Here is a 13730-nt window from a genome sequence, read left to right as displayed (position 1 = left end):
CAACTAGTTGAGATCCGGGTCTATGGATTTCAAGGGCGTGGTGCCATTCTCTCCGCCAAGTTGGTTCAACTTATCGAAGTTACGGATCCAGGAAACATGGCGATCGAAATAAACATGGGCGCTCACTTCCCGGTCGATAGGATCACACATATTGGCCAACACGATATGCAACTCTCCAGGCCAACGCTCAGAACGGAAGAAAATTGTGCTGCCACAGTTGCGGCAAAAACCTCGCTCGCCAGCATCAGAAGAGGCGTACCAATGCAGCATATTGTCATCATGCATCAGTTTTACTTGCTGAGATTCGACGCCAAACCAGGTAACGAAGGCCGCGCCATGCGCCTGACGGCAGAGGTGACAGTGACAGTGGGCGCTCCACTTAGTGGGAGGCTTTACTTCAAAAGCGATAGCGCCACAAAGACATTGACCATACATGTTAGCTCTCCGCTGGCCACCTAATGCAGCCCATGTGGTGTCACTGTTTGAGATGCTTCTAAGTTAGACGAAATATTGGCCACTGAATAGTCCTAATGTTGTCTCCTTTTACAAACTTCCTTATTCATCTCGCCTATTCATCTCCAACTGTTTACTCTGGTTACTAAAAAAACACAGAGAACCACGCCAAACATGCGCTATCTACTATTTATATTCGGCTATCTGTTAGCAACCAACGCAACCGCAGAGGACGCTGAGTTAGCTCAACTATTTGTTTCAAAAGCAGTGACGGGTACGCTGGTGCTTCAATCTCTTGATGGTGACCAAACCCATACTCACAATCTGGAGCGGGCCATTCAACGTTTGCTTCCCGCCTCCACGTTTAAGATCCCCAATAGCTTGATTGCATTGGATGAAGGCGCAGTCACAGGCACCGACGAAGTGCTTAAGTGGGATGGCAAGGATAAGGGCTGGGCTCCCTGGAATCAGAACCATACCATGGCATCAGCGCTACCAGTTTCATGCGTTTGGTGTTATCAAGAGCTGGCAACACGGATCGGTATGACTAAGTACCAGGCCCACCTGAAGCAACTCGACTACGGCAACCAAACGCCGAAGCCTGAGTTAACCACCTTCTGGCTGACAGGCGATCTGGCAATCTCAGCAAACGAACAAATCACCTTTCTACGCAGCTTCTACAACGAGACACTGCCCTACTCCAAAACTCACATACAGGCAGTCAAACGCTTGTTGCTGGTGACAGAAGGCAAAGATTATCGCGTTTATGGAAAAACCGGGTGGGCAGCAAACATAGAGCACCCTCACGGCTGGTATGTAGGTTACGTTGAAAACCAAAACCAGACTTGGCTGTTTGCCATGAACATCGATATGCCAGAGCGAAAGATGGCGCCTTATCGCAAACAGATAGTGATGGAAGCACTAGCCTTGAAAAGCATTATTTCTCCCAACTCAATCACAAAGAGCAGCCCATGATTTCAAAAGAGAACGCACAGCACTATCAATGGGGAGATCAATGTGATGGTTGGCACCTGGCCAAAACTGAGCGACTGAGCGTGATCCAGGAGCTGGTTCCACCCGGCAAGGCTGAAACCCGCCATTACCATCGCCAAGCAGAGCAGTTCTTTTTTGTACTCAGCGGGACGGCAACACTGGAGGTGTCCAGCACACTATTTGAGTTACAGGCGCAGCAGGGAAAGCATGTACCTGCCAATACGCCGCATCAACTCAGCAACCTTGGTACGGAACCACTCAATTTTCTGGTGGTTTCTACGCCACCCAGTCATGGCGACCGAGTGGAGCATTTGGACGAGTGAATATCTTTTAGATCAGGTTCTGCGCTCTAAGCACCTCAGCCAAGCGCTCAGTCAGATTGCCTAGCGTATCGAGTAATCCCATATCCATGGAGCCAGCCTGGCTCAACAACAGGTCAATATCGTGCTCCCACTGTTCAGGCAGATGGTTGCCTTGTCCAGCGAGAGCCACCATGCGCTTTTCGCCCGGATGGGGGATCTCATTTACAGCAAACAGCATGTCAAAATACGCCGCAAACATCTCTGCAGTGCGATGATTCACGCTCACTTTATCGCCGCGTTTCAGCGCTTTTTCCAATTGATGGTAATACGCTGGGATCTGGGCCTTCATTAGTGGAAAACATTTGCTGACAATAGCCTGCTTAAGCGCTGCAGGATATGGCACGGTAAAGCGCTTTTGTAGCTCTTCGGCTTTGCCATCGCGATCAAACAGGATTTTTGAGTCCAACAGGTTTGCCCAGAAACATGTGGTGTAACCCACTCCTGCCTGACACTGCTCAACGACACGAGACAACTCGCCCTCAATCCAGTCTAACCCGCGGTAAATCAACTCAACTTCGACACCATCATTGAGCACGCCGTCATCTTCGGTTTCCCAGAACTGGTTGTTCAGCTCCATATATTTGCAGTGACGGTCGGTGATGGTTTTGCGCGTTTCAACGTCCACGGCAGCATTGAGATAAACGTAAACATCGTAGTCTGAGCTGGGATCGGCACGGTCAGCACCACGAGACCCAGCCAGCAGGATCGCATCAATTTGCGGCAGTTCAGAAAGGTCGGCAATCAGGGCGTTAAAACAGTCGGAATAGGTCATAGAGTTCCGTTCCAAAATAAAAGAGGTTAATAAATGAGGCTACTGAAGCAAGGCGTGATCGGCGGGTAGTTTGTTCATCACCCAAACAGCCAGACGATGACGCAACGACTGGGCATCTTCCTTATCTTCAGGCAAGGGTTGTATAAGGCCATCAGCTACAAGCAGACGATAAATGCATTCCACTTTCTCTTTGGCATGAGCGGTCGGAGAGAACTCCGCATAACCGCGATTCACAGCGTAGTTTTCGCCAACTTTTAACGCCAGCTTGAGGAGCTGTTGTTCATTTTTTAGTTTTTTCATCGCTGTTCCCTTGCACGCCTTGGCCTGTCGTTAAGGCCATGCAGATAGCCATAGTCAATTGGCTAATCAGCATAGCGAACAGCTGAAGAGATGTGGCGTGTTCAGGTCAAAAAAACAGGACGGGCGGGATCACAGTTCGAGAATTTAACGAAACAAATAACCAAACAGCTTCCGTTTTTGTTCATCAGACAGCGAAGACACTGTTTCGATATTTCGCTCAGGGATCCCCTCGGGATCGGGGTAGTAGCGTAATACCTTTTCCATCTGCTCCTCTCGGATCAGGTGCAGTATAGGATAGGGGCTGCGGTTGGTCAGGTTTTCGGCATCCTCCGGCTCGGTGCCAGCAAAGCAGTAGTCCGGATGAAAGCTGGCGATCTGGTAGATGCCGTCACGGTCAAATTGGGTTAACAAAGCTTCAGCGATATCTAGATATTGATTGTAAGCATCAAACTCTGCCAAGCCATTTGGAAGCACCAATAGTGTGGTTTCCAGCTCAGAGGGGTCGGTCTCATCCAGCCTGATCATCTCATCTAACAGCGCATCTGTGATTTCTGCTTCGGTCTTTGCCTGAGAAACAGCAATGTGCACAGCTCCCCGCCGTGTAGGAGCCGCAGCAAACGGACATAGGTTGAGACCAATAACGACTTGCTTCAGCCAGCTCTCAGTGGCTTTTCGCACCTCTTCAATTGCCGATTGACCAGATTCAGGAGGTAACACTTTCACTCTCACTCATTGCCTTATCCAGCTTATGGCCCAGTATTGCCGCATCAACAATAGATATCAGCCAAAAACCTAACAGCCCCCAAAGTGCCCAGGTCACCCATGGTGAACCAGAACTATACAGAGATTCCTGCACTGTCTTGTAGATAAACACCGGGTCAGGCATCACGCCTCGGCTGGCAATAGGCATCAATTTTTCCAAAGCGATTGTCACCGCATTGATACAAATAGAGATCAGCAAGCCCGCGGTGGCAAACATAAAAATAAGACCGCGTATCTTGTGCCCCATCTGGACTTGGGCCAGGCCAGGCATCACAAAGGCTGAAACAAATAAAGCGCGGGTGCTCTTCTTCATGATAGATTTCCAACGAACAATAGGTAGGCGGCAAATCCCAGCCAGGAAGCGATCAGCAGTAGCCAGGGTAACTTAGAGGTGGCAGAGCCGTTAGATACGGTGACTTCATCAACCTCTGAGCTCGCAGTCTCAGCAGCTCTTTTTTGGCGTTTCTGTTGTTTGTCTCGTTCCCGCTGTTTAGCCTTATGCTGCTTTTTGTATTGCTCGATCCCTTTTTGGATCCCCTGAGCAATAAGTTTGGTCTGCTCCTTAGTCTGGCCCGGACGCTGGGTTGCTTTGGCTATAGACTCAGCTTCATTCACTGTTTCAGGTGAGGGTGCGCTTTTCTTGTACTTCGCCATAAAAAACGGATTTAAAGACTCGGTTGAAATGAAAACTGTCCGCTACTGTAACTACTCTCAGCCAACAGTAAATCCCGATATGCAAAAACTTCGGTGTAGAACAAAATCCATACACGAAAGGTCAACAGACCCTAACTAAAGCTGATGCTGTGGCAGTCGTTTTAACCAGGACTCTGGAAAAATGCGCCGTGCAGCGTTAGTTATCGCCAACTCATGCTTTTGCCATAGTATTCCAAGGTAAGCCACCAGCGCGCCCAAAACAGTTAACGCCATAGGGAAAAGCCAACTGTCTTTAAACGTATCGTAGGCAAGGTGGCCGATATAGAAACTCACGCCAAGAGCGCCAAACACAACAAACACGCGTCGAAAAATCAAAACGCCGGTAAAGATCAGACCCAGATTGGTCATACAATAGAGAAACTTACTCAGTTCACTGTCACTATGCTGGCTGGTGAGGCCCCCCCAGAATGCGATAACACCAAACAGATAGAGCCAGAATGAGAAATCTTTGGGTTGGGTCAAATCACGGCGACAATCGATCCAAAACGCAATCAGCACCATGGCGATGCCACTCCAGATAGAGACAAAGGCTCGAAACTCCCAATCCGTGCTGCGCTGCATCAACATCTCAGCCAGGTCCATCGACAGATACCAGGCCGTTACCGCGATCGGCATGACCATAAACGGGTAACGATAACGCCAGAGTATAACTGCCCCCACTGCCAACGTTCCCATCTCAAGATAGAACCAATGCCAACTAATTAACCTGTGATAGTCCCTGTAGACAGTATCATCGGGCCAAAATCCTATGGCCTGTTGCAATCCATAGAGCGCCAGAGGTGTCACCGCCACAACAAAGGTCCCACATATTCCAGCAGGCAAAAGATATTGGCGCTTCGAAAGCCCATGCAGCATGGCTAACCCGGCAGCCATATATACCAAACTGATAAAAAAGATACCCCAGCCACCAAACGCCTCCCACCCAAGTGTCATAAACAGGGTCATGGAGCCGATGGCAAGAAGACCGCCGAGATAATAGAACAGGTGGGTCATCTTAAAGCTGGGGGTCAGATCTGCCTGCGCAGAGAGAAAAGACCACAAAGGATCGACCTGGCTGTTGTCGATCACCCCTTTATCCGCCGCCTGTTGCAAAACCTGCTTGGTCAACTTCATCTGAGCCCCCTGCCCATCAACTCCTAACTCAATCGATCTGGATCAAAGCCAATGCGGATCTTATGAACCAGACGCTAGTTCACGAGTCTTACCGCAGTATCCAGATGTTTATGCTCAACGCTTTTTCAATCTAATGAAGTATCACACCAATCAAATCAAAAACTTGCCCTGGTTCAAGGATTACAGGCAGCGCCTGGCAAATACGGCTCTACCGGATAGCTTTGTGTGTCAATTTGAGGTGGATGGGAGAAAGTTTTGGTTAAAACACGCAGGCGAAGAGAAAAGCCGTTGGATACATCACCTGTTGAGGTGGTTGTCCAAACCAAGACTTTTGAGTTGGGCCAATAGCCATGCCTGGATGGCGCCAGAACAGCGTCTGCAGCAGGAAGTACGACAATTACTATCGTTATCGATGCAGAACCTACCTGTTATCAAAATCACTAGCTTTAATGCGACCGGTTTTGTCACCCGAGACGCAGGCATAAACGCAAAACAAGCACTGCAACAAAGCGACAATAAACGCGCCCTGCTACGCGACATTTTTAAAGCACTGGCCAAGCTTCATCGAGCAGGGGTTGTCCATGGGCGGCCAGCACTGCGGGATATCGCGGTCGATAACTGGGGCAAGGTGACCTTTATGGATTTTGAGGAGAGCCCTCCTCGAGCCTCGCCACAGCTGATGGCGCGAGACGCCATCATTCTGCTTAACGAGTGTTACCGCATAGATGATATCCGTCGCGAGCATGTCCATGCGGCCTTCAGTGCTTGGCGAAAACACACCCGAAGACAAGCCTGGCATGCCACGGAATGCTGTGCGCGCTGGCTCATCCGCTTGCTAGTCTGGCCTGCCAATCTTATGGCATGCACCAGCAAAAAGCCTCGACGACAGCGGCTAAGTCGCGCACTCGACTCGTTAGCACAGCTTACCCGCTCTCCCGTGCAACAAAGCTTAAATCGCTGTGCACTACCCTTTGGCTTCTGAATCCTTACGGTTACGATTAGCGACCACCTGCTGGGTGATTTTCTCAGCAGATCGTCCCGCCACATAACCGCCCAAGCCAATCTGCAGTAGCACCCAAGCTTCTTCGCTTAATCTAAAAGCCAACAGATCAAAGCTATCTAATACCACCAGCACCAAGAATGTCAGCATGGTGATAGGCCGCCAATTACGCTGCAACCAGCTTTGGCCCGTCGCTTCGGCTTTAACTATGTCAGCCTGGTTATTAAGCAACTGAGTCTCATAATCCAATACTTTGCTTAAAAACTCGTTTTCGGCCTGACGGATCTGCTTTCGCAACGCCAGTTTTTCTTCATCACTGGTGTGAAGCTCATCCACCAGTTTGACGGCAGGTTCAAAGATACTGCTGATAAAACTCAAGATGCTCATTTTCACACTCCCAAAATTAAAAGTTCGATTTATAGATTTAACTGCTTAAAAGCTTGGTAGTGACGGCGGATGGCTCCGCCATAAAAGGCCTTCTGACCACTACCGTTGTAGTAGCCCGCAAATCGCTCAAAATCGAGTCTTCTGAGGCTATCCAGCATCGCGGCCGACATAAAACTGAACATGCCATCGATCTGGGCATTCATATCGGTATTAAACGCCTCGAACATGGCTTGTACTGAGGGATAGGCCATAGAGGCGAAATTAAAGCCCATAATCTGTGGCGCCCCCATGCTGATAGACATCAGGGCTGCGCTGTCGTCCAGGCTGCGGGCAAAATCCAACACCTGCCACTCTTTTGCCTGATTACCGTGAAAGCCTCGCCAATCATCGTGACGGGACGGCCGCCATTTATGTCCTTTCCAAACCTGACCCGATGCATATTGAAAATGCGCATGAAAGATATCGGCATTGGTTTTGCCCCAATACTTCCAGAACTTGTGGTTCTCGAAGCGGATGATCATCCGGTCCTGGTTGCTGGGCTCAAACCCTCGACCACCACTCTCAACACAGATAACCGCCACCACAGTGGCAACATCCAGGCTATTTTCGGTTGCTAACTCATTCAGCGACGGGCCAAAACTTTGCCATGCAGCACGAACCGCTAACTTGGTTTTGTCATCAGCCCTGACAATTGCCGCACTAGGTTCAGAAGTCGCGTTGTCATCCGCAATCGGGGACAGATACTTGCTGGCAACGTAACCTCGTCCCTGACCGAATAGAATTTCACTCCAACCATTGAGTTGGGCAGTAACGGACACGATCTGGCCTTGAGGCAACTGGCCAAGCAAGCTGGCGCTACCATTGGGGTTGGCACGAACATTCAACGCACTAGTATTAACTCGCGCCTTTGTGTCTGGCGAAGCCAACCGCTGTTCAATATAGGCAGAAGCGACATAACCCGCCTGCTGGTTAAACACTATCTCCAACCAGTCGCCGTGTACTCCCTCAATTTCGATCACGGCGTCCCTTACCAAGGTACCAAGTACGGGAGCCTGCGCTTCTGGCCGAGAGCGAATATTTAAACGACTAGCGGTGACTTGCCCGGTTTGCTTGGGCACAGATTCAATAAGGTTGAGGTACTCCCCGGAAACAAAACCGGGGTGCTGTTGATAGGTGATTTCGATCCAGCCGTCGCGTTTTCCCAACACGGGCAACACGGCGTTTTGCTTGACGATGCCGAGCTTACGGCCTTGCGAGCTGGGCCTGTCTCTAACGTTTAAACGGGCGGTATTGACGATGCCAATCATCACTTACTCCCTGTGTCTGGCGTGATTGGCTTGAGTTTAGTCTATTTTTTAATCAATTAGCGAAAGTTGCCCGACCTTCCAGGTTAGTTTTGTCGATAAGTTTCTTTTTACCGTCATTGTCGATGGCGACATAAGTAAAATCGGCTTCCGTTACTTTGATATGCGCACACTTTTCTCCGGTATCACGAAGTATCGGCTCAATCCAAACTTCCAGATTGAGAGTCAACGATGTATTACCGATCTTCACGATAGAACCGTAACAGCCGACGATATCCCCTACTTTTACCGGCTGAATAAACTTAATCGAATTCACTGCAACTGTGACAGTTCGGCAGCGGGCGATCTCTTTTGCCAGGATCCCACCAGCAATATCCATTTGCGACATTATCCAGCCACCAAAAATATCGCCATTTACGTTGGTATCTGCTGGCATCGCTAACGTACGCAATATCAAATCACCATGTGGAACAGGACAATGCTCACTCATAACAAGACTCCACAAAAAAAGTTGTAAAAAATTTCAAAAAACAAATCGCGCTGCAAGCCAGACCTGACGCACCAAGTAAGTACACACTAATGAGCTTATGTAGTAAACAGCCCATTTCCCTCCCTCACAAACCCTGAAACAAGCGCTACGCTTGTTTGGTTAAAATAAAAAACAGTTATCTAAAAATGCCGCTATTTCTTATTCTCGACCAGGGAGGTCAGAGCGTCCGAGCGCTCATTATCGATCAACAGGGTCAGGTGCTAGCCAGAGCGCAGCATGCTATCGCCACCCATTACGGCGACAAAGGCGAAACAGAGCAAGACCCTTCAAGTATTGCTCAACATATTAAACAGTGCGCCAGACGTGCAACCCAAGCCCTGTCAGTGGTGCAACAGCAGCAGCTAAAATCCGCCGGTTTGGTCACCCAGCGTGCAAGCTTGCTCGCCACCCATCGCAGTTCTGGCAAACCGCTCACCCCGCTATACAGTTGGCAGGACAGGCGCGGAGGCGCACTGATCCGTAACTCAGGTTTGAGCACTCAACAGATACGAGAAGAGACGGGCTTGCGCTTGAGCCCTCATTACGGCGTCGCAAAAATGCGTTGGTGCCTTAAACATCATACTCAAGTAAAGGCTGCGGCAAGCTCAGACCAGTTAGTTTTTACCCCTATCGTCAGTTATTTGGTAAATCAACTTACCGACAGTGACCGTTACCTTTGTGATCCTATTAATGGCTCGCGCACCCTGCTAATGCAGCGACAAACCGCGCAATGGAGCTCCCTGTTATGTGATGCCTTTAAAATCGACCGCAAATGGCTACCCGAGCTGACCAGTAACCAGGGTGATTTTGGATCGATTAAGCTTGCTGGCTGCCTCAAACCTGAATTACCACTCAGTTACGTCAGTGGAGATCAGGCTGGCGCGCTATTCAGCAGAGGGCTACCCGCGCAAGATACCATCACAATAAACCTCGGCACTGGCGCTTTTGTATCTCGCCTCACCGACGCTGATGACAATAAGTTGCTGAGAAGCTTGATACATGTTGCAGAGCACTCAATTTCAGCGCTGGAAGGGACGGTGAACGGTGCTGCCAGCGCCCTGCAACAGGTGATGAGCAAACATCAAAATGGGAAATCTAACCCCGCCAGCACGTTACAGCAGATAGACGGAACATCGCCTGATATCCCATTATTTATCAACGGTGTAGGAGGGCTAGGCGCGCCATTTTGGCAACCAGACTTTACCTCCGAGTTTGTTGCTGTCGATGATAAGCCTTTGCAACCTGATCCAGTAAATGAACTGACGGCCGTCACCGAAAGCATCGCCTTTCTTATCCAGATGATTGTCCAACGATTAGATGGCGTAGGCCCCAAAGTGGCCCGCATAGATATTAATGGCGGCCTGAGCCGAGTTAACTACCTTTGCCAGGCCATCGCGAATCTGTCGGGAATAGAGGTCGTCAGACAACAGGAAAATGAAGGGTCAGCCCTGGGGTGTGCTTGGTGGTTAGCGGGCTGCCCGGAACAGTGGCGCACCAATGATGCCTTCACCCGATTTATCCCCTCCGAGATGCCCTCGTTGCAGAATAGATTTAAAGCCTGGCAACAGGCTATGAAATTGCGTCTTCCGGCGGAACAAGCTTCAGTGTTTGATAGTCAGCCACTTCAGGGCGTAGGCCTAAACGGCTACGGCACCATTTAACGGCTCGGATGGCTGTATCTCTATAGGTGGTGAGTTTACCGCCGTAAACATTGAGCATGTTTGGGTGATTTGGGGAGGACTGCAACCAGGTATCCCGAGGCCTGCTGAATGGGTTGTCATTCATGGCAGGCAGGACTCTTAATCCTGCCCAACTACTTACTAAACTCACTTTGTGCAGCGGAAAATAGTGACGATAAACGTTCAGAAGGTAGTCCACTTCTTGGGGCGTGGCTTCAATATGCTCGGGAAGCTGTTCATATTGCGTTTCGGTCGTTCCCACCATAATGCGATCTTGCCAGGGCATAACAAATACAACACGACCATCCCCTGGCGACTCCAGATAGTAGATCTGTTTAGGAACTGGGCCAGTCAACTCGATATGGGCGCCCTGTACCCAATGAATAGGTACAGGCTTCACTTCTGGCACCACGCAGGCAAGCACTTCGTTTACCCAGGGCCCCGCACTGTTAACGACTACTGATGTTTCTAGCTGCTCACCACTGTCCATCGTTATCTGATATCTATTTTGCTTAAAGGTCACCTTCTCAACCGCCACGGGACACAATAGCTCCGCACCACACCGTTGAGCACTCTCCATCACCGATCGGGTCAGCAGTTGATCGTCAGTCTGCGCATCCCAGTATTGAAACACTGCCGCCAAATCATCAAACATCAGGCCATCGAGTTGATCCCACTCTGTTTCGGCAACACGGCGGAACTTAGCGAGTGGGTCCAACCCAGCCAACACGCCATACAAAGCCAACCCGGTACCCAAAATCCAGGGTGCACGCTTACTATGCTGATAAACGGGAAAAACGAAAGGAACAGGATGCACCAGGTCTGGCGCAATTTTGAGAAGCGTACGACGGGCACGAAGAGCTTTTTTTACTAAACCAATTTGACCCGATTCAAGATAACGTAATCCACCGTGAATCAGCTTACTGGAACGACAAGACGTTTCGGAGCCTACACCTTTACGCTCTATTACCAGCACTCGGTATCCTGCGGCGGCAGCACACTCAGCAATACCGACGCCATTGATACCGGCACCGATTATTGCGAGATCGTAACTGTTGCTGCTCATAGGCTACACCTTCAACTGATATTCGCCTTTAACTAGGGTCTGTTGACCTTTCGTGTATGGATTTTGTTCGAATGAAACACGTTTTGAGCAAGAAGTGAGCTACGTAGCTTAGCGCTCTAAGTAAGTAGTGAACGACGCAGCGCAGAACGTGTTTCAACGAACCCCATTTCCTTCAAAAGAAGGGGCAGCATTTGTTGGTGATTTATGCTTCGTTATCGACTATTCATTGAGGGCCACTCAACTTCACAGCCTCTGCCTCGCCTAAATCACCAACATATTGCTGCAAAAACAAACAGTAAAGGTCAACAGACCCTAATTAGCACCTTTACCTGCAATCGCAGCTTTGAGCTGCCTGGGAGAAAAACTCTCACATTGCCGCAGCCCCTGAGAAAACAATCTGGCAGCCAACTCCGGGGTATCCACCTCATAAACCACCCAAGTGGGGCTGCCGGTGTTAAACAGGAACCCTTCTGGCAAACGCTTCAGGTTGCAAAAGATATATTCGGGAGAAATGGCCCCGATTTCAGGCCGCTCCAACCAATCCCACTCACCCAATACCACACCAAGACGATGGCCATTATGGCTACGTGCAAAAGATAGGAACGGCAAAGAGAAACTAATCAATACACACTGCAGTTGGATCGGGCGAATAGCCAAAGATATTTGCTCATGCACTTTAGCGTAACTAAAACGCTCGAGAGCGGCCCGCTTAACTTCGATAAACAAAGTGACATCGGGCCGGTTTATTAGCAGAGTAACAACATCGGACAATTGCGTGAAAGGCGCCCTGACACCAGGCAGTCTTTCATGCTCCTCCAATTCCAGATTTTGTAACTGTTCCCAGTGATAATCAGCAATAGCGCCTGACATGGGAGGGTGGAACATGCGCTGACAATCCCTGTCATGAAAAAGCACGGGAATACCATCCTGGGTTAGCTGCACATCTATTTCGATGGCAGTACAAGCGCCAGCCAGCGCCTCTTTGACGCTAGCCAAACTATTCTCTGGCGCTTCACTGCATTCACCACGATGGGCGATGATGGCAAGCTCATCCGCCAGCATTAAAGCAGTACCTGCTTAAAGAACTTCATCAGGTTGAGGTCAAATTGCTGTGGCCTGACTGAGCTTTCAATCTCCTCAGTACAGTGCTTATCGGCCAGATTAATCAGTTTGGGCTCGATATGGTGGCGCTGACGGGTACTGTAGAACACTGTAACCATTGGCTTGAGTGGATTAGAGAAGTTACCCTGCATCACCAGGCCTAACTTACCGCTTTTCAGCTTCACCAGAGTCCCGACCGGATAAACCCCTACACAGCGAATAAACTGGTTAAGCAAATCCTGGTCATACTCCCCAGGCGTTCCGTTCTTCATGATGTTAAAAGCGGTCAGTGCTGTTACGGAGTCCTTATATGGTCGATCAGATGTCAGCGCGTTGAAGGTATCTACAATTGCCGCCATGCGACCATAGATGGAGATCTCCTCTCCCGCTAAGCCATCTGGGTAGCCTGAACCATCCATGCGCTCATGGTGCTGCTTAATTACATCCAGAGTTTCACTAGCGACATGGGGAATCGATGAGGCAATTTCCCAACTAAAATCCACATGCTGTTTGGCAATTTCAAACTCTTTTTCGGTAAGTTCTCCGGCCTTATCGATCAGTTCACGCGGAATGTGAATTTTACCGACATCGTGAAACATCATGCCGACAGCCAGGTGTTGAATGGTCTCCCGGCCGAAGTCCATATGACGAGCAAACAATGTCATCAGCGTCGCGCAATTGACCGCATGCTGGTAAAGGTATTCATCCTTGTCCTTCATCTGCACCATAAACGACAGTGCATTCTGATTACGAAAAACTGAATCAATCAGGCCATCAGCCATCTCTTCCGCTTTTTCGATATCAACCGATTTTCCCTCAGCGATCTCTTTCAATAGGTCTTTTTGATAGGTCTTCGCTTTTTCATAAAGTTTGCTCGCTCTCGCCGCTTCTTCTTCCAGCGGCACATTGTCGAACTCTACTGTTGTTGTGTCTTCGGTAGTCGGATCTTCATCCGTTTCCATTTCACTGCGTGCCAAATCGACCATCAGCTCGGTTACGCCTGCCCGCTTTAGGTTTTCCACAGAAGACAGGGTTCTTACTAACCCCTGAGTTTTTACCGACACGCCGCCTTTCTGAGCCAACACATTGACCACAAACATACCCAGTTCAAGCTCTTCAATACCGATACGCTTCAATGAGTTATCACCCATCAGTTAGATTCCCGAATGTTCGACATGGGTATAAGCGTAGTTGC

General features: G+C 49.5%; 17 protein-coding genes. 4 read left to right on the top strand and 13 right to left on the bottom strand.

The window, feature by feature from the left end; all coding sequences use genetic code 11:
• Positions 1-3: 3 nt before the first annotated feature.
• A complete protein-coding gene (locus ABEA14_RS03010; RefSeq protein ID WP_345338365.1) occupies positions 4-435 on the bottom strand; it encodes a GFA family protein in 432 nt (143 codons plus the stop codon).
• A 192-nt stretch (positions 436-627) separates the two neighbouring features.
• Here ABEA14_RS03010 and blaOXA point away from each other — a divergent pair, with 192 nt between their 5' ends.
• Both blaOXA and ABEA14_RS03000 read left to right on the top strand, forming a co-directional pair.
• A complete protein-coding gene (gene blaOXA / locus ABEA14_RS03005; RefSeq protein ID WP_345338364.1) occupies positions 628-1428 on the top strand; it encodes a class D beta-lactamase in 801 nt (266 codons plus the stop codon).
• Positions 1425-1769, top strand: coding sequence for a cupin domain-containing protein (locus ABEA14_RS03000; protein ID WP_345338363.1), 345 nt, complete (start codon positions 1425-1427; stop codon positions 1767-1769). Before blaOXA ends, ABEA14_RS03000 begins: the two co-directional genes overlap by 4 nt.
• Before the next feature lie 7 nt (positions 1770-1776).
• On the opposite strand, the gene ABEA14_RS02995 is transcribed toward ABEA14_RS03000, so the two are convergent.
• The 6 genes from ABEA14_RS02995 to ABEA14_RS02970 form a co-directional block, all read right to left on the bottom strand.
• The gene (locus ABEA14_RS02995; RefSeq protein ID WP_345338362.1) at positions 1777-2580 is read right to left on the bottom strand and encodes a DUF4037 domain-containing protein; all 804 of its coding nucleotides are present in this window, start codon (positions 2578-2580) and stop codon (positions 1777-1779) included.
• 39 nt (positions 2581-2619) lie between these two features.
• Positions 2620-2880: a DUF5062 family protein gene (locus ABEA14_RS02990; RefSeq protein ID WP_345338361.1), complete on the bottom strand. Its 261-nt coding sequence runs from the start codon at positions 2878-2880 to the stop codon at positions 2620-2622.
• A 144-nt stretch (positions 2881-3024) separates the two neighbouring features.
• Positions 3025-3603 carry a DUF1415 domain-containing protein gene (locus ABEA14_RS02985; protein WP_345338360.1) on the bottom strand — a complete coding sequence of 193 codons (579 nt, stop codon included), beginning with the start codon at positions 3601-3603 and terminating at the stop codon, positions 3025-3027.
• Positions 3584-3955 (bottom strand): hypothetical protein, encoded by a 372-nt coding sequence (locus tag ABEA14_RS02980; RefSeq protein WP_345338359.1) that lies wholly within the window; start codon positions 3953-3955, stop codon positions 3584-3586. The genes ABEA14_RS02985 and ABEA14_RS02980 overlap by 20 nt, the downstream gene beginning before the upstream one ends.
• On the bottom strand, positions 3952-4296 hold the full coding sequence (locus ABEA14_RS02975; protein WP_345338358.1) for a DUF2956 domain-containing protein: 345 nt from the start codon (positions 4294-4296) through the stop codon (positions 3952-3954). Before ABEA14_RS02975 ends, ABEA14_RS02980 begins: the two co-directional genes overlap by 4 nt.
• Positions 4297-4431: 135 nt before the next feature.
• Complete coding sequence (locus ABEA14_RS02970) at positions 4432-5469, bottom strand: DUF2157 domain-containing protein (protein ID WP_345338357.1); 1038 nt, start codon at positions 5467-5469, stop codon at positions 4432-4434.
• Positions 5470-5602: 133 nt separating this feature from the next.
• Here ABEA14_RS02970 and ABEA14_RS02965 point away from each other — a divergent pair, with 133 nt between their 5' ends.
• Positions 5603-6451 (top strand): BUD32 family EKC/KEOPS complex subunit, encoded by an 849-nt coding sequence (locus ABEA14_RS02965; protein ID WP_345338356.1) that lies wholly within the window; start codon positions 5603-5605, stop codon positions 6449-6451.
• Here the strand turns inward: ABEA14_RS02965 and ABEA14_RS02960 are convergent.
• Genes ABEA14_RS02960 through yciA form a run of 3 tightly spaced genes read right to left on the bottom strand, consistent with a single transcriptional unit; the run spans position 6434 to position 8650 of the window.
• On the bottom strand, positions 6434-6856 hold the full coding sequence (locus tag ABEA14_RS02960) for a 3TM-type holin (protein ID WP_345338355.1): 423 nt from the start codon (positions 6854-6856) through the stop codon (positions 6434-6436). The genes ABEA14_RS02965 and ABEA14_RS02960 overlap by 18 nt on opposite strands.
• Positions 6857-6885: 29 nt before the next feature.
• Positions 6886-8163 carry an N-acetylmuramidase domain-containing protein gene (locus tag ABEA14_RS02955; RefSeq protein ID WP_345338354.1) on the bottom strand — a complete coding sequence of 426 codons (1278 nt, stop codon included), beginning with the start codon at positions 8161-8163 and terminating at the stop codon, positions 6886-6888.
• A gap of 52 nt (positions 8164-8215) precedes the next feature.
• Positions 8216-8650: an acyl-CoA thioester hydrolase YciA gene (yciA, locus tag ABEA14_RS02950; protein WP_345338353.1), complete on the bottom strand. Its 435-nt coding sequence runs from the start codon at positions 8648-8650 to the stop codon at positions 8216-8218.
• A 185-nt stretch (positions 8651-8835) separates the two neighbouring features.
• Between yciA and ABEA14_RS02945 the strand changes: the two genes are divergently transcribed.
• Positions 8836-10350 carry an FGGY family carbohydrate kinase gene (locus ABEA14_RS02945; RefSeq protein ID WP_345338352.1) on the top strand — a complete coding sequence of 505 codons (1515 nt, stop codon included), beginning with the start codon at positions 8836-8838 and terminating at the stop codon, positions 10348-10350.
• On the opposite strand, the gene ABEA14_RS02940 is transcribed toward ABEA14_RS02945, so the two are convergent.
• The 3 genes from ABEA14_RS02940 to ABEA14_RS02930 form a co-directional block, all read right to left on the bottom strand.
• Complete coding sequence (locus ABEA14_RS02940; RefSeq protein ID WP_345338351.1) at positions 10259-11434, bottom strand: glycerol-3-phosphate dehydrogenase/oxidase; 1176 nt, start codon at positions 11432-11434, stop codon at positions 10259-10261. The two genes, ABEA14_RS02945 and ABEA14_RS02940, sit on opposite strands and share 92 nt — an antisense overlap.
• A 312-nt stretch (positions 11435-11746) precedes the next feature.
• Positions 11747-12496 carry a glycerophosphodiester phosphodiesterase family protein gene (locus tag ABEA14_RS02935; RefSeq protein WP_345338350.1) on the bottom strand — a complete coding sequence of 250 codons (750 nt, stop codon included), beginning with the start codon at positions 12494-12496 and terminating at the stop codon, positions 11747-11749.
• Positions 12496-13686, bottom strand: a complete 1191-nt coding sequence (locus ABEA14_RS02930; RefSeq protein ID WP_345338349.1) for an HD-GYP domain-containing protein — start codon at positions 13684-13686, stop codon at positions 12496-12498. Before ABEA14_RS02930 ends, ABEA14_RS02935 begins: the two co-directional genes overlap by 1 nt.
• Between the last annotated feature and the right edge of the window lie 44 nt (positions 13687-13730).

The sequence above is a fragment of the Corallincola platygyrae genome (assembly GCF_039544265.1).
Lineage (GTDB): Bacteria > Pseudomonadota > Gammaproteobacteria > Enterobacterales > Neiellaceae > Corallincola > Corallincola platygyrae.
Note: the sequence above shows the minus strand (reverse complement) of the source record. Positions and strands in the feature narration are given on the sequence as shown.

Bases quoted from the DNA above. Each gene is read 5' to 3' on its own strand.
- ABEA14_RS03010 (WP_345338365.1), bottom strand. From the start codon at position 435: ATGTATGGTCAATGTCTTTGTGGCGCTATCGCTTTTGAAGTAAAGCCT.
- blaOXA (WP_345338364.1), top strand. From the start codon at position 628: ATGCGCTATCTACTATTTATATTCGGCTATCTGTTAGCAACCAACGCA.
- ABEA14_RS03000 (WP_345338363.1), top strand. From the start codon at position 1,425: ATGATTTCAAAAGAGAACGCACAGCACTATCAATGGGGAGATCAATGT.
- ABEA14_RS02995 (WP_345338362.1), bottom strand. From the start codon at position 2,580: ATGACCTATTCCGACTGTTTTAACGCCCTGATTGCCGACCTTTCTGAA.
- ABEA14_RS02990 (WP_345338361.1), bottom strand. From the start codon at position 2,880: ATGAAAAAACTAAAAAATGAACAACAGCTCCTCAAGCTGGCGTTAAAA.
- ABEA14_RS02980 (WP_345338359.1), bottom strand. From the start codon at position 3,955: ATGAAGAAGAGCACCCGCGCTTTATTTGTTTCAGCCTTTGTGATGCCT.
- ABEA14_RS02975 (WP_345338358.1), bottom strand. From the start codon at position 4,296: ATGGCGAAGTACAAGAAAAGCGCACCCTCACCTGAAACAGTGAATGAA.
- ABEA14_RS02970 (WP_345338357.1), bottom strand. From the start codon at position 5,469: ATGAAGTTGACCAAGCAGGTTTTGCAACAGGCGGCGGATAAAGGGGTG.
- ABEA14_RS02965 (WP_345338356.1), top strand. From the start codon at position 5,603: ATGAAGTATCACACCAATCAAATCAAAAACTTGCCCTGGTTCAAGGAT.
- ABEA14_RS02960 (WP_345338355.1), bottom strand. From the start codon at position 6,856: ATGAGCATCTTGAGTTTTATCAGCAGTATCTTTGAACCTGCCGTCAAA.
- ABEA14_RS02955 (WP_345338354.1), bottom strand. From the start codon at position 8,163: ATGATTGGCATCGTCAATACCGCCCGTTTAAACGTTAGAGACAGGCCC.
- yciA (WP_345338353.1), bottom strand. From the start codon at position 8,650: ATGAGTGAGCATTGTCCTGTTCCACATGGTGATTTGATATTGCGTACG.
- ABEA14_RS02945 (WP_345338352.1), top strand. From the start codon at position 8,836: ATGCCGCTATTTCTTATTCTCGACCAGGGAGGTCAGAGCGTCCGAGCG.
- ABEA14_RS02940 (WP_345338351.1), bottom strand. From the start codon at position 11,434: ATGAGCAGCAACAGTTACGATCTCGCAATAATCGGTGCCGGTATCAAT.
- ABEA14_RS02935 (WP_345338350.1), bottom strand. From the start codon at position 12,496: ATGCTGGCGGATGAGCTTGCCATCATCGCCCATCGTGGTGAATGCAGT.
- ABEA14_RS02930 (WP_345338349.1), bottom strand. From the start codon at position 13,686: ATGGGTGATAACTCATTGAAGCGTATCGGTATTGAAGAGCTTGAACTG.